Here is an 18,907-nt window from a genome sequence, read left to right on the forward strand (position 1 = left end):
ATAACCAATGACTAATGACCAATGATTAATGACCAATGACTAATGACTTAAACCAATTCAATTATTGCCATTTTTGCATTATCACCCCGACGCGGTACGGTATGCAGGATGCGGGTATAACCACCCTGACGAGCACCATATCGAGTCGGAGCTTGCTCAAATAGAGCGTGAACCAGTTGTTTGTCGAAGATATAGCCAAGGGCTTCGCGGCGTGCTGCTAGGGAGCCATTTTTAGCTAGAGTAATCATTTTTTCCACTTCACTTCGCAGAACTTTCGCTCTAATTAAAGTGGTGGTGATCTTACCATGACGGATCAGCTCGGTGGCGAGCGATCGCAGTAAAGCACGGCGTTGATCGGCTGGTTTACTGAGTTTTTTGACGCGACAACGGTGACGCATAATTATGCACTATGAATTATGAACGGTTTTTCTTAAGGGTGTTTAGAGCCTCTTTCCATTGGCAGGGTGATGCCCAAGCGTCGCTGCAAAGCTTCCACGACTTCTTCTGCTGACTTCTGCCCAAAGTTCTTAATTTCTAAGAGGTCTTCTTGGGTATAATCCAACAAATCTGCCACAGAGTTAACTTGTGCCCGTTTGAGACAGTTATATGCCCGCACAGAAAGTTGTAACTCTTCGATGGGTATCTGGGCAGTTGGGTCGTCTGGAATATCCGAACCTGTGTCTGTTGGTTCTAGGGAGATGTCTTTCAACGGGTTGAATAAATCCACCAAGATCGCAGCGGCCGAAGATAGTGCTTCCTGCGGGGAAATACTGCCATTTGTCCAAACTTCCAACAATAGTCGGTCTTTTGGAATCAAGCCTTCCCCACGAGATTCTTCAACACTGTAGTTGACTTTTCGCACCGGCATAAATATCGAGTCGATTTGGAGAAAATCCAACGATGTGGCTTCCTCACGTCCTCGCTCGACGGTGCGATAGCCTTTGCCTTTCTCGATCCGAAATTCCATTTCCAGCTTTCCACCCTCAGCGATGGTGGCCACATACTGGGTCGGATCGATGACTTCTACTTCACTGGGCAAATCAAAATGCGCCGCAGTGATTGTTGCTGGGCCGCTAACGAGTAATCTCCCAATCTGGGGCTGCGAAGAATAGTTTTTCAGGATAACTTCCTTCATTTTCATGAGGATTTCCAGCACATCTTCCCGCACGCCCGGAACTGTGGCGAACTCATGTGAAACGCCTGCAATCCGCACTGCTGTAACTGCTGTACCTTCTAAATTAGACAGTAAAACCCGCCGCAGTGCGTTGCCAACAGTTGTTCCTTGACCGCGATCTAGAGGTTCCAAAACAAATTTACTGTAATGGTTCCGACTTTCCTCGGTATTCGACTCTACACATTCAATTTGAAACTGCGCCACGGATGAGCCTCCCTTTTTCTAAGGTGCTGCTAGCAGACAAATCAATTGCCTCCCGAATTGACTAAGAATTTTAGATTTTAGATTTTAGATTTTTTTGGCTCAAGCCCCGTGCCCTCATGGTCGGGTTCAATCCAAAAGACGCTCGCGGACTCGCTAACGCTACGCTATCGGAAATCCAAAATCCAAAATTGGTTGACTTTATGTCCTGTAGGTTATAGGTCTATCAAACTACTAGTATGAAATTACGGTATAGTTTGACGCTCCTATTTAAGCTTGCAGGCGCTGATAATATTTTGGGTAGCCCGAAGTTTAACAGCTTTCCCGGCGGGAAAATCTGACGCGCTTCGGTCGCCCAAGCTTTCACCCAATGACAGTTTGCACGTTAGGCGCCCAAGCGGTCATGCAAGTAACTTTACTTCCTTTGGCTGTAACTTCTCGTCCTCACTGCCCAAGTTTTGGTGTTTAAACTCGACGGCGCTTGGGTGGACGACAACCATTGTGAGGAATCGGGGTAATATCCCGAATGAGTGTAATTTCCAGTCCTGCTCCTTGAAGTGCCCGGATAGCCGTTTCTCTACCTGCTCCTGGCCCACTGACCATTACCTCAATTTGACGCATTCCTTGATCAATGGCTCGACGGGCTGCACTTTCAGCAGCGGTTTGCGCTGCAAAGGGAGTTCCCTTTTTTGCTCCCTTAAAACCGCTAGAACCAGCACTAGCCCAGGAGATGACATCTCCATTTTGATCGGTAATGGTGACAATGCTATTGTTGAAAGTAGACTGGATGTAGGCCATCCCATTGGGTACATTCCGTTTCTGCTTCTTGCTCCCGGATTTTTTAGTTGGTTGTCTCGCCATACTTGTTTAGTTGATTTAAGGTAAAACTTGCTCTGATTAGCAAGCGTTGCAAAATTATTTCCCTGGAGCTTTCTTCTTCCCAGCCACTGTCTGCCTTCTCCCTCGACGGGTTCTGGCATTTGTGCGGGTTCTTTGGCCTCTGACTGGTAAGCCCATACGATGACGACGCCCTCTGTAGGTACCAATGTCAACTAAGCGCTTGATGTTCAAAGACTCCAAGCGCCGCAAGTCGCCTTCAACTTGATAGTTGCTTTCTATTTCCCCTCGCAGGGCTGTCACATCGGTATCACTTAAGTCCTTAACGCGAGTGTCTGGGTTCACACCAGTAGCCGCTATAATTTCTTGAGCGCGTGATAACCCAATTCCGTAGATGTAAGTCAGACCGATCTCGACGCGCTTATCGCGTGGAAGGTCTACTCCGGCAATACGTGCCACAATGAACTCTCCCTATTGTTCTCGCAATTACTGTTGGTTGGAAAAACGTGATTGAATCGCGTCTTTTCGTTTTAATGATGATATGCGTGTTACAACTCACTCTGTTGGTTAGAGCGCTATCCTTGACGTTGCTTGTGCTTGGGGTTCACGCAAATCACCATGACGCGACCACGACGTTTGATCACGTTACACTTTTCACAGATTTTCTTGACTGAGGCTCTAACTTTCATGCCTTTTATTCTTTGACTCCAAATATAAAATCATAGCATTTCTAGGGAAATTAATCCAGTTAAGTGACTAGCAAACAGTCAAAAAAATGGTTTTATGGTAAAATTCTCTACATATAGTTACTTCTTTCGTAGTCGATAGGTAATTCTGCCTTTGGTCAAATCGTAGGCAGTTAACTCCACCTTGACACGATCGCCGGGTAAAATCTTGATATATTGACGGTTCACGGGAAGATATGCCAAGACTGAATCCCCATTCTCTAATTGAACCCGGAACTTGTGAGCATTTAGGATTGAGCCATCGTATCGTTTAACTAAAAAGCTGTCACGAGATAATAACTCTCTAACACTGGCTTCCAGTTGAATCCCTTCTGGCTTAGTCAATAATTTACTTACCTCCGATGAAGATTTTAGTTGCATTTACTTCTTACGCAAGCGATAGGTGATTCTGCCTTTAGTCAAGTCGTAGGGAGTCAACTCCACCTTGACGCGATCGCCAGGCAAAATCTTGATATAATTGCGGCGAATCTTACCGGAAATGTGTGCCAGCACGTTAAAGCCATTGTCCAAGTCAACGCGAAACATCGCATTGGGCAAGGACTCTGTAACCGTGCCTTCCATCTCAATCAAATCTTGTTTAGACAATTTGTTTTTTCCTCAACTCAACAATTTCGTGTTCAGTTGCAGCGCTTCATCTGCAAAGAAACACATTTTAAGAAATATATCAACAGTTTATTAATATATCTTAGCTAAAATTGCTCTGCTTCTTAGTAGGGGGGAATGGGGGAGATGAGGGAGCAGGGGGAAAAATATTACCTGATCTCCCTCATCCTTCTCATCTCTATAATCTCCATAATCATCAAGCGATTACCTTTTGGAGTTCACCAGTGACATCTTCTTGGGACTGATTGCCATTTACCGTTAAAAGTTTTTGGCGATCGCGATAATAATCAATTAAAGGTGCAGTTTCATCGCGGTAAACTTGTAACCGACGACGAATCACCTCTTCGGTATCATCTTTTCGTCCTCTAGCTAGCAAACGTGCGATCACAACTTCATCTGGTGCATCTAGATTGACAACCCTTTCGCCACTCTGATGTATTGTTTCCAGCAATTCTTCTAGAAAAGCCGCTTGCGTCACTTTGCGGGGAAAACCATCAAGAATCCAACCATTTTCTGCATCTGGTTGGTTGAGGCGCTCCTGTACCAAGTCCTGCACTAGCTGATCGGGTACTAACTCACCGCTATTTACATAGTTTTGAGCCTTGATTCCCAAAAGAGTTTGCTCTTTCATAGCTTGTCTTAATATTTCACCTGTAGAAACATGGGGAATATTCAAGTGTTCAGCCAAGGTTTGAGCTTGTGTTCCTTTACCAGCTCCAGGTGGTCCCAAGAAGATTAGTCGCGTCACTATTGTTTCACCATTCCTTCATAGCGCTGAGATATCACGTAGGTTTGGATTTGTCTTGCCGTATCAATCGCCACACCAACTAGAATTAACAGAGAGGTAGCACCCAATCCTTTAAAGGTGGGTACTCCTAAAGCACTTTCCACACCGGTGGGAATAATAGCGACCAGTCCCAAAAAGATCGCACCCAAAAAAGTGAGTCGGTTTGATACGCGCTCAATATACTCACTAGTCGCCTTACCGGGACGAATGCCAGGAATGCTAGAACCCATTTTTTTCAAGTTTTGTGCAACATCTACTGGGTTGAGAATCAACGAAGAATAGAAGTAGCTGAAGAAAACGATGGAAATCATGTACACCAAGGCATAGACCCATGAGCTAGAACCGCTCGGACTCAGATAAGTGTTAATTATATTTGCCAATTCGGCATTCTTGGCGAAATTGGCTATCAGCAGTGGCAAACTGAGGATGGCCGCGGCAAAAATAATTGGCATTACGCCGCCTTGATTTAGCCGCAAGGGTAAAAAGCTACGTTGCTCTGCCAAAACTCGACGACCTACTTGGCGACGAGCCGAAATAATCGGGATGCGGCGCATTCCTTCCTGCACAACCACAATACCAACAATGGTTGCCAAGAAAACTAAGATCAGTACTATCACGCGACCCACTGTTTCCCGACCGCCGACTTGCACCAAATCGATCGTATCCCCTAAAGCTTTTGGTAATGACGCGACAATGTTGACAAAAATCAACAAGGATGCTCCATTTCCAATCCCACGTTCTGTAATTAGTTCTGATGTCCACATTACGAACATGGAACCAGCAGTCAGAGCGATCGCTGTTTCAGCTACAAAGATTGGGCCTGGCTTTAAGGCAAATTGCTGGAGGAATAATGCCGAAAAAGCTGTACTTTGGATAATTGCCCAACATACAGTGACATATCGGGTAATTTGCGAAATTTTCCGCCGCCCCGCTTCACCTTCATTTTTCTGTAAATTTTCTAAAGATGGAATTGCAGCGGTAAGTAATTGGATAATAATAGACGCATTAATGAAGGGCAAAATCCCCAGCGCAAAGACTCCCAAAGTCGAAAGTCCGCGTCCTGAAAATATATCCAATAAACCAAATACAGAATTATTTCCCGATATGGCTTCGTGAAACCGCTCTCTATCAATGCCTGGTATGGGCAAGAAGATGCCCAGGCGAACCAAAATTAAAATACCGACGGTGACAAGCAGCCTACCTCTCAGCCCGGCTGCTTGTGCCATCTGCATAAAAGTTTCTTGAGCCGTTGGGGCTTTATCTCGACTGATCATAGAGTGCTACCTTTATAGTGAACCAGGCGCTGACAGCGAGTTGACTTCCATTTAAGTGCGCTGTTCCGGCTCACTCATAAGACTTCACAACTACCACCAGCTGCCTCAATTTTGCTACGAGCTGTACCTGTGAAAGCTGCCGCTTGTACCTTGAGCGGAGTGCTCAATTCCCCGTTACCTAAAATTTTCAATGGCCCCTTCACAGCAGTCAGGATACCTGCTGCCTTCAAGGAGGTCAAAGTTACTTCCGTATTAGCGGGAAGGGAGGCTAGCTTCTCTACATTAATCGTAGTGTAAATCTTCTGATTCACAATCGGAAAGCCCTTCAGCTTAGGTAAGCGGCGATACAATGGCTGTTGACCACCTTCAAAACCGGGTCGAGTACCACTACCAGAGCGAGACTTTTGACCTCGCATACCTAGACCAGCACTGGCACCTTGACCGGCAGAAATACCTCTGGCTACACGCTTCTTGCGTTTCTTTGAGCCTTTTTGCGGCTTAACATCGTTGAGTCTCATGATGTAATTAGTTCTTGTTTACACAAAATCTCTGTAAGTGCGACTCTACTAAATGTAGAGATTTTGAATAGGAATACCGCGATCTTCGGCGACTTCAGAAAGAGTCCGCAATGTAGATAAGGCATTGACTGCGGCTCTAGCATTATTGAGCGGATTGTTGGAGCCAAGTTGCTTGGCTAAGACGTTACGAACTCCTGCCAATTCCAACACAGTCCGCACAGCACCACCAGCAATTACCCCAGTACCAGGTGAGGCTGGGCGCATCATCACCTTCGCACCGCCACCGACACCATCAATGGGATGGGGGATGGAGTTGGATTTGGTGATTGGGATATCAATGAGGTGTTTTTTGCCATCGGCTACGCCTTTTTTGACGGCACCAATTACATCTGAGGCTTTGCCTACTCCTACACCAACTTGACCGCGTTCGTTACCGACGACAACGATCGCTCGGAAGCTGAGTTTTTTACCACCTTTGACGACCTTACTCACGCGGCGGATTTGGATTACCCGCTCTTGCCAAGTGGTTTCTTCTTTTTTGGCACGCTTTGTTCTACTTTTACGCTCTGTTGCCATAATTTATGCTCTGGTGAACGTCATTTGTCTTTTGTCATTTGTCAGTTGTCATTTGTCTTTTGTCATTTGTCCAATGACTAATGACCAATGACTAATGACCAATGACTTTAGAAATCTAAACCAGCTTCGCGTGCTGCATCAGCTAGGGCTTTGACACGACCATGATATAAGTTACCACCGCGATCGAAAACTACTTTGGTGATGCCTTTTTCTAGCGATCGCACTGCGATCAACTTACCAACTTGCACCGATGCGTCGCGGTTTGCGCCTGTCGCTAAACTAGATTTCAACTCTGGTTCTAAAGTCGATGCTGCCACTATGGTTTGATGCTGACTATCATCAATCAGCTGGGCATAAATATGCTCATTAGAACGAAATACCGCTAAACGCGGACGTTCTGGGGAGCCAATAACTTTGCCACGAACGCGTCGATGACGACGGTTTTTTGATTCTCTACGAGTAAGTTTCATTTCTACTTCTTACCACCCTTACCAGTCTTACCAGCTTTCCGTCTGACCACTTCACCGGCATAGCGAATGCCTTTACCTTTATAAGGTTCTGGTGGACGAACGGCGCGAATTTTTGCGGCTGTGTTACCTACGATTTCTTTGTCATAGCCGCTAACTATGACATTAGTCGTACCTTCGACTGCAAACTGAATTCCATCTGGGGGAACAATTTGTACCTGATGGCTGTAACCCATATTTAAAACCAGGTTACGCCCTTGAAGTTGTGCCCTGTAACCAACACCTTGAATTTCCAAACGGCGCTGAAAACCTTGGGAAACCCCCTCGACCATGTTGGCAACTAAAGTGCGGCTTAAGCCGTGCAGTTGCTTTGAGGTACGAGTTTCATCCCGACGGGTTACGTGTAATATTTCTCCCTCTTGAGAGAGTGAGACATTAGCTGTGAGAGTGCGAGAAAGTTCTCCTTTCGGGCCTTTCACCACAATATTCGTACCATCGATCGCCACTTGAACTTTGGCGGGAATAGTAATTGGACGTTTACCAATACGAGACATTACTTTTGTCCTTTATCCTGTTATGAGTTACGAGTTATGAGTTATGAGTTTTTCTAACTAACTTTTCACTCCTCACTCCTAACTCCTCGCTTCTGGTGACTACCAAACGTAGCAAAGCACTTCACCACCCAAGTTCTGACGCCGCGCTTCGCGGTCAGTCATAATGCCACTGGATGTAGAAATAATGGCAATGCCAATACCGCCTAGTACCCTTGGTAATTCTTTTCTATTGGAGTAAACACGTAAGCCTGGCTTACTCACTCGCTTTAAGGCGGTGATTAGAGGCTGACGATTCTTACCTTTGTATTTCAGGGAAATCACTAGGTTGTGCTTTACCCCTTCTTCTGCTTCTTCGATTTCAGCAATAAAGCCTTCCTCCCGTAGTACTTTGGCAATACTCCGGGTCATTTTTGTCGCTGGCACTTGTGTAGTTTGATGCCGCGCCAGGTTGGCATTGCGGATGCGCGTCAGCATATCTGCAATTGTGTCGTTAGCCGCCATCGTTCCCTCTATAGATGAACTTATTGATCGCGAAAGGGCATTCCTAATTCTTTAAGTAAGGCGCGACCCTCTTCGTCGTTTTTTGCTGTGGTGATGATGGAAATATCCATCCCACGCACTTGATCAACACTGTCGTACTCGACTTCTGGAAAAATTAGCTGTTCTCTCACACCCAGAGTATAGTTACCCCGTCCGTCAAAGCTTTTAGGGCTAACGCCGCGAAAATCTCGAATTCTGGGCAATGATAAGCTAACTAGTCGGTCGAAAAAGGCATACATCCGTTCGGCTCTGAGAGTAACCATGATCCCCACAGGCATACCTTGACGAATTTTAAAGCCAGCGATCGCCTTTTTCGCTCGCGTTACCACTGGTTTTTGACCTGTTACCAAGGCAATTTCGTTGATGGATGCTTCTAGCGACTTCGCATTTTGAGCTGCTTCACCCAAACCTCGGTTAATAGTAACCTTTACCAACTTCGGTACTTGATGAACGTTGGTATATTGAAACTGATTGATCAGTTTGGGGACGATTGTCTCTTGATATAAGCTTTTGAGTCTTGTTGTCGCCATAGTTTTTTGTCCTGATATCCCTGGGCTTGGTCAGGGAACCTTTAATTTTGGATTTTAGATTTTGGATTTTGGATTAAATTTAAAATCTAAAATCTCAAGTCGGCTAATTCTTATTTATCCAGAATCTCGCCAGTTTTTTTGAGTTTTCTGACCTTTTTGCCTTCTGAGGTAAAGGTATAACAAACACGACTGGCAACGTTTTGCTTGGTGGAATAAAGCATCACGTTGGAGCTATGAATCGGGAATTCCTGGGTGAGAATCCGCCCTGATTCCCCTTCTTGCTGGGGTTTGACGTGCTTGGTTTTAATGTTGACACCTTTGACGATAACTTTACTCAGCTGGGGAAGTGCCTGAGTAATTTCGCCAACTTTTCCTTTGTCTTTGCCAGCAATCACTTGTACAGTGTCGCCAGTTTTGACGTGCATTTTGTGGAATACTTTGGGCGTACCCTGTTTGGTTGCCATTAAAGCACCTCCGGAGCCAGAGAAACAATTTTAGTAAAGTTTTTATCGCGCAGTTCCCGTGCAACTGGACCAAAAACCCGTGTGCCTCTGGGATTACCGTCTTTGTTGATAATCACAGCGGCGTTATCATCAAAGCGAATACTCATGCCGCTGTCACGACTTACAGCTTTACGAGTGCGGACAATTACTGCTTCCACAACATCAGACTTTTTTACAGCCATGTTAGGTGTAGCATCTTTGACAACGGCGATAATTTTATCGCCGATAAAACCATAACGGCGGTTGCCTCCACCTAAGATGCGGATGCACATTAGTTTGCGGGCGCCGCTATTATCAGCGACATTCAAGTAAGTCTGGGGTTGAATCACAATTATTCTCCCTTGTAATGTTGTTAGAAACTAACAACGATGAGGTTTAAGTAGGCTTGACGTTCAGGACTTCTGTGATTTTCCAGCGCTTGGTTTTACTCAGGGGTCTAGTTTCCTGAATGCGAACGCGATCGCCTACTTTACACTTATTTTCTTCGTCGTGAACTTTATATCGTTGGGTGTTAACCACAATCTTGCCGTACTTGGGGTGAGGAGCGCGGTTTTCTATGGCAACTACCACAGTTTTTTGCATTTTATCGCTCACTACCAAGCCAACTCGTTCTTTAACTGCCATAATCTCCTACTTTTCTTCTTTAGCCGATTGACTTGCTGCCCGTTTGCGTTCTGTCTCTAATGTCAGCAATTGGGCTAGGCGGTGTCGGATCTGTCTAAACTGGTGGGGTTTTTCTAGTTGTCTGGTAGCTTTTTGCAAGCGCAACTGAAATAGTTGTCTTTTGATAGCGACAATTTCATCAGAGAGCTTCTCGTCACTTAATTGTCTAGCTTCTGAAATCTTGGGAAGAGGCATAAGCTACTCCTGCTCCTGTGGTTGAAAGCGCACGATAAACTTGGTTTTTATAGGCAGTTTAAATGAAGCCAAACGCATAGCTTCACGGGCGATTTCTTCAGAAACCCCACCGATTTCAAACAAAATTCGCCCTGGCTTGACTACAGCTACCCAAAACTCTGGATTACCTTTACCAGAACCCATCCGGGTTTCAGCAGGACGCATGGTTACAGGTTTATCAGGGAAAATCCGAATCCAGATTTGTCCACCCCGACGAATATAACGGGTCATTGCCCGACGAGAAGCCTCGATTTGCCGGGAGGTAATCCAAGCAGGTTCTTGCGCTTGGAGTGCAAAATCACCGAAGTTGAGGGTGCTACCACGGGTGGCTAGTCCCTCCATCCGTCCGCGCTGTTGTTTGCGGAATTTAGTTCTTCTAGGGCTTAACATGATTAGCTACTGGGTACTAGGTACTGGGGATTAGGGATTGGGAATTAGGGATTGGGGATTGAGAATTCTTACCCAGTCCCCAGTCCCCAGTCCCCAGTCCCCATTTACCCTTCATTTGATCGGTCTTCAAATTGCTGGCGACGACGTTGTTGTTGACGACGACGGGGTTCACGATCGCGATCGCGGGGATCGCGTTCCCGATCACGGCTTGCAGGTGGTAGTGGAGTTTCTTCCTGCCCAGGAATAATTTCTCCCTTAAACACCCAGACTTTGATCCCCAAAATGCCGTAAACAGTTTTTGCGGTGCAATAAGAGTAGTCAATGTCAGCCCGTAAGGTATGTAAAGGCACTCTACCTTCACGAGTCCACTCTGTCCGGGCAATTTCTGCACCGTTGAGCCGGCCGCTGACTTGGATTTTAATCCCTTGCACACCAGCGCGTTGGGCCCGCTGAATCGATTGCCGCACTACCCGCCGAAAGGAAACCCGGCGTTCCAATTGTTGAGCAATGTATTCGGCAATTAGGTAAGCATCAGCATCAACTCGTTGGACTTCAACTACGTTAATGCGAATTTGGCGATTACTACCCAACAGTCCTTGGAGTCCGGTACGCAAGGATTCGATGCCTTGCCCACCACGGCCCACTACTACGCCTGGTCTAGCTGTGCGGACTTCTAAGTCGATTTGGTCGGCTTTGCGCTCAATCCGCACCTCGGAAATTCCGGCGTTGTTTTGAGCCAGTCTACCCAGCTTTTGTTCTATGTATTGACGGAGTTTGTAGTCTTCTTGTAAAAGTTCTGGATAGCGATCAGGAACAGCAAACCAACGGGATTGATGTTCATGTGTAATACCCAGGCGAAAACCAACTGGATGAATCTTCTGTCCCACGAATGCTTCCTCTAAGATTTCTTACTTTACGCAATTTATTCGTGTAAACGTGCTTATTTTTCTGGGGCGGCTGCAACAGCCACAGTAATATGACACGTCGGCTTGCGAATTTGGTAAGCTCGACCTTGCGCTCTTGGCTGGAACCGCTTCAATGGCGGCCCTTGATCGGCGTATGCCTGAGTAATCACTAGTTGAGTCCGATCTAACCCAGCGTTGTGTTCGGCATTGGCAGCAGCACTTCTGAGAACCTTCAATATGGGTTCAGTGGCGCGATAGGGCATGAATTCCAGGATAATTAGTGCTTCTCGGTACGAGCGCCCCCGGATTTGATCGAGTACCCGACGCACTTTGTAGGCCGAGATGCGGATAAAACGAGCGATCGCCTTTACTTCAGTAGTATCATTAGCCATAATTTTCTCCAATTTTGTCATTTGTCATTTGTCATTTGTCACTTGTCTTTAGCTAATGACTAATGACTTCACGACTAATAACTACCTACCTGCTTTTTTGTCGCTTTTTCCATGACCCCTGTAGGTGCGTGTCGGGGCAAATTCACCCAACTTGTGTCCTACCATCTGTTCATTTACAAAAACTGGAACGTGTTGGCGTCCGTTGTGAACAGCTATGGTATGACCTACCATTAGGGGCAAAATTGTCGAAGCTCGCGACCAAGTTTTAATAACTTCTTTTCTGTTGTTGTCGTTGAGCTTTTCAATTTTCTTTAGGAGATGATCCGCAACGAAAGGACCTTTTTTTAGAGAACGACCCATAGTTCAATTTTGGATTTAGGATTTAGGATTTAGGATTTAGAATTTCCGATTTTGGATAATTAGGTGTCTTAATCAAGTTTCACAAATTTTCAATGTTCACAAGTAGACGCCAATCTAAAATCCAAAATCTAAAATCTAAAATTCTATGATTCACGACCACCGCGACCGCGTTTAGAAGACTTACGGCGACGACGTATAATCAATTTGCTGCTAAGTTTCTTGCGATTGCGTGTCTTCGCACCCAATGTGGGTTTACCCCAAGGTGTTACAGGCCCTGATCTACCGATAGGTGCCCTACCTTCACCACCACCATGTGGGTGATCAACGGGGTTCATGACGCTACCTCTAACCTTAGGACGGCGACCTTTCCAGCGATTTCGTCCTGCTTTACCTGCACTCAGGTTTCTAGCATCGGTGTTGCCTACTTGCCCAATCGTGGCGTAGGACTCGCGCCGAATCAAGCGGACTTCTCCTGAAGGCAACTTGAGAGTTACATAATTACCTTCTTTTGCCACAACTTGAGCGCTAGCACCAGCAGCCCGCACGATTTGACCACCTTTACCAGGAGTCAATTCTACGTTGTGAACACTAGTACCTAAGGGAATCTTCCAGAGTGGTAAGGCATTACCATCTTCAAAGGGAGCTTCAGTCCCAGAAATAACTATTGTTCCAACTTTCAACCCGTTGGGATGGAGGATGTACCGTTTTTCGCCGTCTTGGTAATACAAAAGGGCAATTCGGGCATTGCGGTTAGGATCGTATTCAATCGCTGCGACTTTGGCAGGAATATTATGTTTATCCCTTTTAAAATCGATGATCCGGTAAAGTTGTTTGTGTCCGCCACCCCGGCGACGACTAGTAATCCGCCCGTGATTATTCCGACCTTTAGCGCGATGCTTTGAGGTGGTTAGGGATTTCTCTGGCTCGGTTTTTGTAATTTCCGCAAAGTCAGAGATTGTAACTTGGCGAGTGCTGGGGGTATAAGGGCGATAAGAACGAGTACCCATAATCTATTTTGGATTTTGGATTTTGGATTTTTGGATTTACTTAATTTTGGATTTTGGATTTTGGATTTAATGAGTGTTTAACTAATTGCGACCATCTTTGGTACTTATTCAGTAAACTCTTAAATCTAAAATCTAAAACCTAAAATCTAAAATTCCTAGACTTCTGGGAATAGGACTTGTCTAATCTTGTCTTCATCCCCAGGTGCGACGGTAATAATGGCTCGCTTATATTGGGGTTTATAACCAATAAATTTACCAACGCGCCGTTTTTTACGCGGTGGTAGGATGGTGTTGACTTTTACAACTTTGACCTGAAATAAGTCTTCGATCGCAGCCTTGATTTCTGGCTTAGATGCCTTTGGGATTACTTCAAAGGTGTACTTATTCTGCTCCATCAAGATGGTCGCCTTCTCGGTAACAATTGGGCGACGCACTAAGTCGGCAAGGTCACGGGGGTCAAAGCTAGGCACTGTAGACCTCCTGAATTTTTTCTAGGGCTGATGCCGTAACTACAATCTTGTCAGCGTGCAGTAAATCAAAAACATTTAGCTGGTCGGCTGCAATTAGTTTTAAATTTTCAATGTTGCGGGCTGATAAATAAACGTTATCTGTATCCGCAATCTCAAACAAAATTAACAGTGACTTGCTTTCTGGTACCACTCCCCAACGGGCAAGCGCTGCCACTAAGTCTTTAGTCTTTGGGCGAGATAGCTCTGTGCTAAATTCTTCTACTACTATCAAGTCGTCAATGCGGCTGACAAATGCTGTCCGCAGTGCTAGACGTCGCTCTTTGCGGTTCAACTTGAGGTTGAAGTCTCTGGGCTTTGGCCCAAAGATCACACCACCACCACGCCACAGTGGTGAACGAATAGACCCGGCACGAGCGCGACCAGTACCTTTTTGCCGCCAAGGTTTACGGCCACCACCTCTGACTTCAGCACGAGTTTTTGTACTGGCATTTCCTTGACGAGCATTGGTCAATTGCCGTACTAAGGCGCGGTGCACAATATGAGACGCTGTTTCTTCCTTGGCAACGCGCAACTCGAAGGTCGTCTCGCCGACCTGTTCTCCTTGCCAATTTTTAACTACGCTTTCAACCATATTTGTTATCTGTCCTTTGTCATTTGTGAGCCACTGCGGTCTTCTCCCAAGGGGAGACGCCAAGGCCGATAGCGCAGCGTTAGCGAGTCCGCAAGCGTCTGGGGTCTTCCCAAGTGAAGCACGTGGCGTCATTTGCCATTTGTCTTTTGCCATTTGTCCTTAGCCAATGACTAATGACTAATGACTTTTGACTAATGACTTTTGACTATCCCACTATTTTTGCAGGCACAACACTTACCAGAGCGCCCGGTTTACCAGGAATGGCTCCCTTAATTAGCAATATGTTGCGTTCTGGATCAACTCGCACTATGGTCAGCTTACGGATTGTGATGCGTTTCCCACCTAAACGGCCTGCCATCCGCTTACCTGGATAGACACGACCTGGTGTTGTACCAGCACCAATAGAACCGGGCGCTTTGTGGTTTTTGGAACCGTGTGACATGGGACCGCGAGCAAAGTTGTTGCGCTTCTGGTTTCCTGCAAAACCGCGACCGATGCTTGTGCCGACGACATCGACAATTTGACCTGCACTAAAAATATCTGCTTTAATCTGCTGACCTAAAGCATAATCACCAGAGCTATCGGTGTGATATTCATTTAAGTGACGCAATGCTGGAGCAGATGATTTAGCCAAATGACCCAGTAGTGGTCTGTTCAGTGCCTTTGGTTTGACTTCGCCATAACCAACTTGAATGGCAAAGTAACCGTCGGTTTGTTTTGTTTTAACTTGTGTAACGGTGCATGGCCCTGCTTGAATGACAGTCACAGGAATGGCTACTCCTGCTTCGTCAAATATTTGGGTCATGCCCAGCTTGGTGCCGAGAATACCTACAGACACAGTAACTGGTTCTCCTTTCTACTTGCTGACCTTGGAATTAGACTCTAGAGGACACGCTTTGTACGCATCAGTTTAGGCTGGATTAGCCTGCGAAATTTGGAATGGCTTAAATAAACCGCTCCAAAGACTTTCGGACACAACAAACCGTGTCCGTACTGCTTGGTGAATCTGTTTAGCTTCACTCAATAGATCACCAGAACAGCTACAATTCCCTTCCCGTTGGGAAGGAGTAACTTCTGGAATCAATGCAAGGCGCTACAGCTTTAAGCTGTGTGCAGCAATGCTTTCGTCCAAGCAATTGCTCTGGCACTTTCTGGAGGCAGCGCTGTCGGCGGGTTTTCCGATTTGTATACGCCCAATATGGCGGCTTCCCGGAGGTTGGCTACTGCCGTGTTGCAGTTGGACTTAAGCGGTTTTTACCACCCAGTATCCGTTAACTGAGACTGACGTAATGCCATGAAACCAACATTGCTGCTCAGTTTTACTTCCTTAAACACCTTAAACTATTGTTTAAGATTTTGCCTGCTTTTTCAGAGGCACAGGAGTAAATGTACTCTGGAGCTTAGGATTAGCTTTAGTTGTTCGTCCGTAAGCTCCAATGTTGACCTGAAAGCTTTCTTAGTTTACCAGTCTATGATCAATCTGAGTTAGATTATCCTATTTGGATTGAATCATCAGCTTTGGATGCTAACACTACCTCAGAATGACAGTAAGAAGACAGCCTAATTTGCGTGTTTGGTCACAATCTAATAATATAAATTATTTATTTATATTTGTCCAGTAATTTAAAGAGCTATTTTTGGGGAGTAGGGACTGGGGAAGAAGCAGAGGAGCAGGGAGCAGGGAGCAGGGGGGAAATAACCTATGCCCAATGCCCAAAAAAACGCTTTTAATCTATCAGTTCAGGGTAAATAATAGAGATATCTAAGTGGGATAAGACGAAAATCTATGGCACTAATTACCACTGGCAACGGTTTAATCCGCGATCTGGAAAAATTTGGCGCTCTTGGAGTGTATGTACCTCTGGAAGGGGGTTATGAAGGTCGATATCAGCGGCGACTACGCGCAGCTGGCTATACCACCCTCCACATTACTGCCAAGGGACTGGGCGACGTAGCTGCCTATCTCACAAGAATTCATGGAGTCAGACCTCCTCATCTTGGTAAAAAAAGTACTGGTAGCGGTGCGGCAGTAGGTCAGGTGTACTATCTGCCACCAATTCTCAATTCTCATCTAGAACAGCTACCACCAAAGTCAAAGGGGCTGGTCTTGTGGATTATTGAAGGGCATATTCTTTCCAATGAGGAACTTGAGTATTTAGCGAATTTGCCTCAGCTAGAACCACGAGTTAGAGTAGTAATCGAGAGAGGTGGCAATCGCGCCTTCCGTTGGACTTCTCTAGAAAAAACTCTGTTAGCTAGCTAACACTTACAAAAGTTAGGAGTTAGGAGTTAAAAATTTCAAACTCCTAACTCCTCACTCATAACTCTCTCAGCATTTCAATAATGCTAAGTCGAAAACCACAAGATGTAAATAACTGTCGTGAAGCCTCGTTAGCAACTGCTGTATCTAGACGAATTTGCTTGATGCCCATCTGATGAAAGCGTTCAACACTTAGCATCACCATCTGCCGCACAATTCCGTTTTGGCGATGTTCCGGCTCAACCCAGATATCATGAATAAAAGCAAATTCCTGTAACCGATAAATTGGTATTTCTCGCTCAATTGTCGCCACCAGAAAAGCTACAAGTTGCCCTTCATTTTCGGATACTAGAAATACGCTATGTACGCTGGAAGCGTCGGCAAAGCCATCGCTATTTGCCAAACGCGTCAACCATTGTTCATAACGCTGTTCTGGATGCGCCAGAAAACTATACTTGGCGGAATCCCAAGACTCATGCAAAGCACAAATTTTGGCAACCATTGGTAAAACTGCGGGTACGTCAGCTGTTGTGGCGGGGCGGATCAGCATAAGTTCTGGAATTCTGTTGCAGAAACGGTAGAAGTGGGTATCTGGAATGGTTATAAGATTTAGAGACTATGGTAAAAGGCTGGCTGATTTTGAGCAAGAAATTTTAGTTCGTTGTCCACAATGCGATGCCTACGGCGGGCTGCGCCTACGCACTGCCAAAATATTGACTGTGAACTCTGAGCAATCAAGTCTGGGTTCAATCAAAAGAATTACCTGTCAGCACTGTAGCTATACAAAACAACAGTCAAAGGATAGGAAGCGAAAAGCTACATTACTATTGTGGCAAAAGAATTACATAGCTAAAAGCAATTCCAGCTATGGAATATTAGACCATTTTTTTGGCTTGCCCCTGTGGTTACAAACTTCCTGTTGCGGTCAAGTGCTTTGGGCGTATAATGAACCACATTTGAACTTCCTGGAAAGCTATGTTCAATCAAGGTTGCGAGAACGTTTGCCAGATGACACATTAGGCTGGCACAATGGCAGTCTTGCCAGCCGCCTGCCCCGATGGATCAAGCTGACGCAGCATCGGGAAAAAGTTTTACAGAAAATTCAACAGTTAAAGCAGACGTTGTAATGAAAGCTTTAACGAATTACGAATTACGTTAGCGAGTCCACGAGCGTCATTACGAATTACTTTAATCTTGTTGGTGAGCGAATTTATAACCACCCCACAGAGAAAGAGCGATCGCTATCACTAGCAAAATCGGTATGCTATACCAAGGAAACTCGGACAAGGGTAAATGGGCAGCTGCACGCAGTCCGATGCTGGCGTAGGTCAACGGTAACAGGTAAACTACGACTTTGAGGGCAGCTGGTAATGTGCCAGGGTCAAAGAAGGTCGCTCCTAAGAATGACATGGGGATAATTATAAAATTGTTGTAGAGTCCAACTGATTCGAGCGATCGCACACTCAACCCCACAATCACCCCTAATCCAGCAAATACCGCACAATTCAGCACCACCAACAGTAGAAATAGTGGGTTGAGAAAATTCCAGTTTCCAGTCAACAGCAGCGCTACCAAAATCACGGAACCGGATGTCATCAACCCTCGCACTACTCCCGCCAGCATTTTTCCAATGTGCAAGGCTAAGGGGTGTATAGGAGTTAACAACAATTCCTCGAAGGTTTTGGTAAATAGTCTGTCTCCACAAATCGAAAATGTCGTTCCACCAAAGCTAATCGTCATCGACGATAGCGCCACCATCCCCGGTAATATGAACTCCAAATAGTTGTTATAGTTACCACTAATTCCTGAGCCGGGTTTGATGGAACTACCCAAACCCAAGCCAAAAGCTAAAATATATATCAGTGGAGATATTAAGCCTGATGCAGCAACTTGTACGATTCTCACACGTAAATCTAACCAATCTCCCCAAAAAATAGTCAGACTATCAGCTAGAAGCATTTGCAGTTGCGAAGTTTTGAAACTCTTGCCCGAAAGTAGCGCTCTTTGAGATGTCACGTGCTTTCTATTACTTATCAAAATTTCATTAAGTATTAATTTACATTGTTTGATATATCAATTACTAGGGGTAAAAAAATATCTCATCCTAAAAATTTCAAATTAACAACAAAAGCCTGGTAATCAAAGCATTCTGATTACATTAATTGTGAAAATTAAATTAAGACTATCTGGCAATAATCAAAAATATGGTATAATTTACCAACAAAATATAAAACCGATTAAGCAAGTCAAACAGGATAAAGAGTCATAACTAATAACAATTAGTT

The 18,907-nt window shown here is 45.3% G+C and carries 32 protein-coding genes; 3 read left to right on the forward strand and 29 right to left on the reverse strand.

Annotation, left to right across the window (positions count from 1 at the left end; translation table 11 throughout):
* Positions 1–47: 47 nt before the first annotated feature.
* The 27 genes from rplQ to rplC all read right to left on the reverse strand — a co-directional run bounded on the left by rplQ (position 48) and on the right by rplC (position 15,200).
* Positions 48–398 carry a 50S ribosomal protein L17 gene (rplQ, locus tag V7K30_RS08655; protein WP_273765772.1) on the reverse strand — a complete coding sequence of 117 codons (351 nt, stop codon included), beginning with the start codon at positions 396–398 and terminating at the stop codon, positions 48–50.
* A gap of 32 nt (positions 399–430) precedes the next feature.
* Positions 431–1,378 (reverse strand): DNA-directed RNA polymerase subunit alpha, encoded by a 948-nt coding sequence (locus V7K30_RS08660; protein WP_334784398.1) that lies wholly within the window; start codon positions 1,376–1,378, stop codon positions 431–433.
* A 462-nt stretch (positions 1,379–1,840) separates the two neighbouring features.
* Entirely contained in the window at positions 1,841–2,236 is a 396-nt protein-coding gene (rpsK, locus tag V7K30_RS08665) for a 30S ribosomal protein S11 (RefSeq protein WP_010998331.1), read from the reverse strand.
* 54 nt (positions 2,237–2,290) lie between these two features.
* Positions 2,291–2,671 carry a 30S ribosomal protein S13 gene (gene rpsM / locus V7K30_RS08670; RefSeq protein ID WP_334998683.1) on the reverse strand — a complete coding sequence of 127 codons (381 nt, stop codon included), beginning with the start codon at positions 2,669–2,671 and terminating at the stop codon, positions 2,291–2,293.
* A 116-nt stretch (positions 2,672–2,787) separates the two neighbouring features.
* Positions 2,788–2,901 carry a 50S ribosomal protein L36 gene (gene rpmJ / locus V7K30_RS08675; RefSeq protein ID WP_015129703.1) on the reverse strand — a complete coding sequence of 38 codons (114 nt, stop codon included), beginning with the start codon at positions 2,899–2,901 and terminating at the stop codon, positions 2,788–2,790.
* A 117-nt stretch (positions 2,902–3,018) separates the two neighbouring features.
* On the reverse strand, positions 3,019–3,282 hold the full coding sequence (gene infA / locus V7K30_RS08680) for a translation initiation factor IF-1 (protein ID WP_334998684.1): 264 nt from the start codon (positions 3,280–3,282) through the stop codon (positions 3,019–3,021).
* 36 nt (positions 3,283–3,318) lie between these two features.
* Complete coding sequence (gene infA / locus V7K30_RS08685) at positions 3,319–3,543, reverse strand: translation initiation factor IF-1 (RefSeq protein WP_006276978.1); 225 nt, start codon at positions 3,541–3,543, stop codon at positions 3,319–3,321.
* Between the two features lie 214 nt (positions 3,544–3,757).
* Positions 3,758–4,309, reverse strand: a complete 552-nt coding sequence (locus tag V7K30_RS08690; RefSeq protein WP_334998685.1) for an adenylate kinase — start codon at positions 4,307–4,309, stop codon at positions 3,758–3,760.
* Entirely contained in the window at positions 4,309–5,622 is a 1,314-nt protein-coding gene (secY, locus tag V7K30_RS08695) for a preprotein translocase subunit SecY (protein WP_334998686.1), read from the reverse strand. Before secY ends, V7K30_RS08690 begins: the two co-directional genes overlap by 1 nt.
* Positions 5,623–5,696: 74 nt before the next feature.
* The gene (gene rplO, locus V7K30_RS08700) at positions 5,697–6,140 is read right to left on the reverse strand and encodes a 50S ribosomal protein L15 (RefSeq protein ID WP_190727939.1); all 444 of its coding nucleotides are present in this window, start codon (positions 6,138–6,140) and stop codon (positions 5,697–5,699) included.
* A gap of 48 nt (positions 6,141–6,188) precedes the next feature.
* The gene (rpsE, locus tag V7K30_RS08705) at positions 6,189–6,716 is read right to left on the reverse strand and encodes a 30S ribosomal protein S5 (RefSeq protein WP_094349099.1); all 528 of its coding nucleotides are present in this window, start codon (positions 6,714–6,716) and stop codon (positions 6,189–6,191) included.
* A 107-nt stretch (positions 6,717–6,823) separates the two neighbouring features.
* Positions 6,824–7,186: a 50S ribosomal protein L18 gene (gene rplR / locus V7K30_RS08710; RefSeq protein WP_334998687.1), complete on the reverse strand. Its 363-nt coding sequence runs from the start codon at positions 7,184–7,186 to the stop codon at positions 6,824–6,826.
* A 2-nt stretch (positions 7,187–7,188) separates the two neighbouring features.
* The gene (gene rplF, locus V7K30_RS08715; protein ID WP_334998688.1) at positions 7,189–7,737 is read right to left on the reverse strand and encodes a 50S ribosomal protein L6; all 549 of its coding nucleotides are present in this window, start codon (positions 7,735–7,737) and stop codon (positions 7,189–7,191) included.
* 99 nt (positions 7,738–7,836) lie between these two features.
* Positions 7,837–8,238 carry a 30S ribosomal protein S8 gene (gene rpsH / locus V7K30_RS08720; RefSeq protein WP_012410712.1) on the reverse strand — a complete coding sequence of 134 codons (402 nt, stop codon included), beginning with the start codon at positions 8,236–8,238 and terminating at the stop codon, positions 7,837–7,839.
* Between the two features lie 20 nt (positions 8,239–8,258).
* Complete coding sequence (rplE, locus tag V7K30_RS08725; protein WP_012410713.1) at positions 8,259–8,807, reverse strand: 50S ribosomal protein L5; 549 nt, start codon at positions 8,805–8,807, stop codon at positions 8,259–8,261.
* A 110-nt stretch (positions 8,808–8,917) separates the two neighbouring features.
* Complete coding sequence (rplX, locus tag V7K30_RS08730; RefSeq protein WP_334998689.1) at positions 8,918–9,271, reverse strand: 50S ribosomal protein L24; 354 nt, start codon at positions 9,269–9,271, stop codon at positions 8,918–8,920.
* Positions 9,271–9,639: a 50S ribosomal protein L14 gene (gene rplN, locus V7K30_RS08735; RefSeq protein ID WP_069070772.1), complete on the reverse strand. Its 369-nt coding sequence runs from the start codon at positions 9,637–9,639 to the stop codon at positions 9,271–9,273. The genes rplX and rplN overlap by 1 nt, the downstream gene beginning before the upstream one ends.
* Positions 9,640–9,685: 46 nt before the next feature.
* A complete protein-coding gene (rpsQ, locus tag V7K30_RS08740; RefSeq protein WP_100901244.1) occupies positions 9,686–9,934 on the reverse strand; it encodes a 30S ribosomal protein S17 in 249 nt (82 codons plus the stop codon).
* Positions 9,935–9,940: 6 nt separating this feature from the next.
* On the reverse strand, positions 9,941–10,168 hold the full coding sequence (gene rpmC / locus V7K30_RS08745) for a 50S ribosomal protein L29 (RefSeq protein ID WP_334998690.1): 228 nt from the start codon (positions 10,166–10,168) through the stop codon (positions 9,941–9,943).
* A 3-nt stretch (positions 10,169–10,171) separates the two neighbouring features.
* Positions 10,172–10,597, reverse strand: coding sequence for a 50S ribosomal protein L16 (rplP, locus tag V7K30_RS08750; protein WP_114081985.1), 426 nt, complete (start codon positions 10,595–10,597; stop codon positions 10,172–10,174).
* A gap of 104 nt (positions 10,598–10,701) precedes the next feature.
* Positions 10,702–11,484 (reverse strand): 30S ribosomal protein S3, encoded by a 783-nt coding sequence (gene rpsC, locus V7K30_RS08755; RefSeq protein ID WP_104906403.1) that lies wholly within the window; start codon positions 11,482–11,484, stop codon positions 10,702–10,704.
* 53 nt (positions 11,485–11,537) lie between these two features.
* Positions 11,538–11,894, reverse strand: a complete 357-nt coding sequence (gene rplV, locus V7K30_RS08760; protein ID WP_196518347.1) for a 50S ribosomal protein L22 — start codon at positions 11,892–11,894, stop codon at positions 11,538–11,540.
* A gap of 81 nt (positions 11,895–11,975) precedes the next feature.
* Positions 11,976–12,254, reverse strand: a complete 279-nt coding sequence (gene rpsS, locus V7K30_RS08765; RefSeq protein ID WP_012410721.1) for a 30S ribosomal protein S19 — start codon at positions 12,252–12,254, stop codon at positions 11,976–11,978.
* A gap of 143 nt (positions 12,255–12,397) precedes the next feature.
* The gene (rplB, locus tag V7K30_RS08770) at positions 12,398–13,261 is read right to left on the reverse strand and encodes a 50S ribosomal protein L2 (protein WP_334998691.1); all 864 of its coding nucleotides are present in this window, start codon (positions 13,259–13,261) and stop codon (positions 12,398–12,400) included.
* A 155-nt stretch (positions 13,262–13,416) separates the two neighbouring features.
* Positions 13,417–13,731, reverse strand: coding sequence for a 50S ribosomal protein L23 (locus V7K30_RS08775; RefSeq protein WP_179068331.1), 315 nt, complete (start codon positions 13,729–13,731; stop codon positions 13,417–13,419).
* Positions 13,724–14,362 carry a 50S ribosomal protein L4 gene (gene rplD, locus V7K30_RS08780; protein ID WP_334998719.1) on the reverse strand — a complete coding sequence of 213 codons (639 nt, stop codon included), beginning with the start codon at positions 14,360–14,362 and terminating at the stop codon, positions 13,724–13,726. Before rplD ends, V7K30_RS08775 begins: the two co-directional genes overlap by 8 nt.
* 205 nt (positions 14,363–14,567) lie before the next feature.
* Positions 14,568–15,200 carry a 50S ribosomal protein L3 gene (gene rplC / locus V7K30_RS08785; RefSeq protein WP_334998692.1) on the reverse strand — a complete coding sequence of 211 codons (633 nt, stop codon included), beginning with the start codon at positions 15,198–15,200 and terminating at the stop codon, positions 14,568–14,570.
* A gap of 245 nt (positions 15,201–15,445) precedes the next feature.
* Between rplC and V7K30_RS08790 the strand changes: the two genes are divergently transcribed.
* Together V7K30_RS08790 and V7K30_RS08795 are read left to right on the forward strand one after the other, a co-directional pair.
* Positions 15,446–15,637, forward strand: coding sequence for a hypothetical protein (locus tag V7K30_RS08790; protein ID WP_334998693.1), 192 nt, complete (start codon positions 15,446–15,448; stop codon positions 15,635–15,637).
* 511 nt (positions 15,638–16,148) lie between these two features.
* The gene (locus V7K30_RS08795; RefSeq protein WP_334998694.1) at positions 16,149–16,625 is read left to right on the forward strand and encodes an NAD(P)H-quinone oxidoreductase subunit N; all 477 of its coding nucleotides are present in this window, start codon (positions 16,149–16,151) and stop codon (positions 16,623–16,625) included.
* Between the two features lie 55 nt (positions 16,626–16,680).
* Here V7K30_RS08795 and V7K30_RS08800 read toward each other — a convergent pair whose 3' ends face one another.
* Positions 16,681–17,172 (reverse strand): GNAT family N-acetyltransferase, encoded by a 492-nt coding sequence (locus tag V7K30_RS08800; protein ID WP_334998695.1) that lies wholly within the window; start codon positions 17,170–17,172, stop codon positions 16,681–16,683.
* 46 nt (positions 17,173–17,218) lie between these two features.
* Between V7K30_RS08800 and V7K30_RS08805 the strand changes: the two genes are divergently transcribed.
* Positions 17,219–17,749: a hypothetical protein gene (locus V7K30_RS08805; RefSeq protein ID WP_334998696.1), complete on the forward strand. Its 531-nt coding sequence runs from the start codon at positions 17,219–17,221 to the stop codon at positions 17,747–17,749.
* 61 nt (positions 17,750–17,810) lie between these two features.
* Here the strand turns inward: V7K30_RS08805 and V7K30_RS08810 are convergent, their stop codons facing one another.
* Complete coding sequence (locus V7K30_RS08810) at positions 17,811–18,638, reverse strand: ABC transporter permease (RefSeq protein WP_334998697.1); 828 nt, start codon at positions 18,636–18,638, stop codon at positions 17,811–17,813.
* Positions 18,639–18,907 lie beyond the last annotated feature (269 nt).

It is taken from the genome of Nostoc sp., from assembly GCF_036917655.1.
Classification (GTDB): domain Bacteria; phylum Cyanobacteriota; class Cyanobacteriia; order Cyanobacteriales; family Nostocaceae; genus Nostoc.

What these genes read in the sequence shown, in the direction of transcription:
- rplQ (WP_273765772.1), bottom strand. Translation starts at nt 398, where the DNA reads ATGCGTCACCGTTGTCGCGTCAAAAAACTCAGTAAACCAGCCGATCAA.
- rpsK (WP_010998331.1), bottom strand. Translation starts at nt 2,236, where the DNA reads ATGGCGAGACAACCAACTAAAAAATCCGGGAGCAAGAAGCAGAAACGG.
- rpmJ (WP_015129703.1), bottom strand. Translation starts at nt 2,901, where the DNA reads ATGAAAGTTAGAGCCTCAGTCAAGAAAATCTGTGAAAAGTGTAACGTG.
- secY (WP_334998686.1), bottom strand. Translation starts at nt 5,622, where the DNA reads ATGATCAGTCGAGATAAAGCCCCAACGGCTCAAGAAACTTTTATGCAG.
- rplO (WP_190727939.1), bottom strand. Translation starts at nt 6,140, where the DNA reads ATGAGACTCAACGATGTTAAGCCGCAAAAAGGCTCAAAGAAACGCAAG.
- rpsE (WP_094349099.1), bottom strand. Translation starts at nt 6,716, where the DNA reads ATGGCAACAGAGCGTAAAAGTAGAACAAAGCGTGCCAAAAAAGAAGAA.
- rplR (WP_334998687.1), bottom strand. Translation starts at nt 7,186, where the DNA reads ATGAAACTTACTCGTAGAGAATCAAAAAACCGTCGTCATCGACGCGTT.
- rplF (WP_334998688.1), bottom strand. Translation starts at nt 7,737, where the DNA reads ATGTCTCGTATTGGTAAACGTCCAATTACTATTCCCGCCAAAGTTCAA.
- rpsH (WP_012410712.1), bottom strand. Translation starts at nt 8,238, where the DNA reads ATGGCGGCTAACGACACAATTGCAGATATGCTGACGCGCATCCGCAAT.
- rplE (WP_012410713.1), bottom strand. Translation starts at nt 8,807, where the DNA reads ATGGCGACAACAAGACTCAAAAGCTTATATCAAGAGACAATCGTCCCC.
- rplX (WP_334998689.1), bottom strand. Translation starts at nt 9,271, where the DNA reads ATGGCAACCAAACAGGGTACGCCCAAAGTATTCCACAAAATGCACGTC.
- rpsQ (WP_100901244.1), bottom strand. Translation starts at nt 9,934, where the DNA reads ATGGCAGTTAAAGAACGAGTTGGCTTGGTAGTGAGCGATAAAATGCAA.
- rpmC (WP_334998690.1), bottom strand. Translation starts at nt 10,168, where the DNA reads ATGCCTCTTCCCAAGATTTCAGAAGCTAGACAATTAAGTGACGAGAAG.
- rplP (WP_114081985.1), bottom strand. Translation starts at nt 10,597, where the DNA reads ATGTTAAGCCCTAGAAGAACTAAATTCCGCAAACAACAGCGCGGACGG.
- rplV (WP_196518347.1), bottom strand. Translation starts at nt 11,894, where the DNA reads ATGGCTAATGATACTACTGAAGTAAAGGCGATCGCTCGTTTTATCCGC.
- rpsS (WP_012410721.1), bottom strand. Translation starts at nt 12,254, where the DNA reads ATGGGTCGTTCTCTAAAAAAAGGTCCTTTCGTTGCGGATCATCTCCTA.
- rplB (WP_334998691.1), bottom strand. Translation starts at nt 13,261, where the DNA reads ATGGGTACTCGTTCTTATCGCCCTTATACCCCCAGCACTCGCCAAGTT.
- rplD (WP_334998719.1), bottom strand. Translation starts at nt 14,362, where the DNA reads ATGGTTGAAAGCGTAGTTAAAAATTGGCAAGGAGAACAGGTCGGCGAG.
- V7K30_RS08790 (WP_334998693.1), top strand. Translation starts at nt 15,446, where the DNA reads ATGCAAGGCGCTACAGCTTTAAGCTGTGTGCAGCAATGCTTTCGTCCA.
- V7K30_RS08795 (WP_334998694.1), top strand. Translation starts at nt 16,149, where the DNA reads ATGGCACTAATTACCACTGGCAACGGTTTAATCCGCGATCTGGAAAAA.
- V7K30_RS08800 (WP_334998695.1), bottom strand. Translation starts at nt 17,172, where the DNA reads ATGCTGATCCGCCCCGCCACAACAGCTGACGTACCCGCAGTTTTACCA.
- V7K30_RS08805 (WP_334998696.1), top strand. Translation starts at nt 17,219, where the DNA reads ATGGTTATAAGATTTAGAGACTATGGTAAAAGGCTGGCTGATTTTGAG.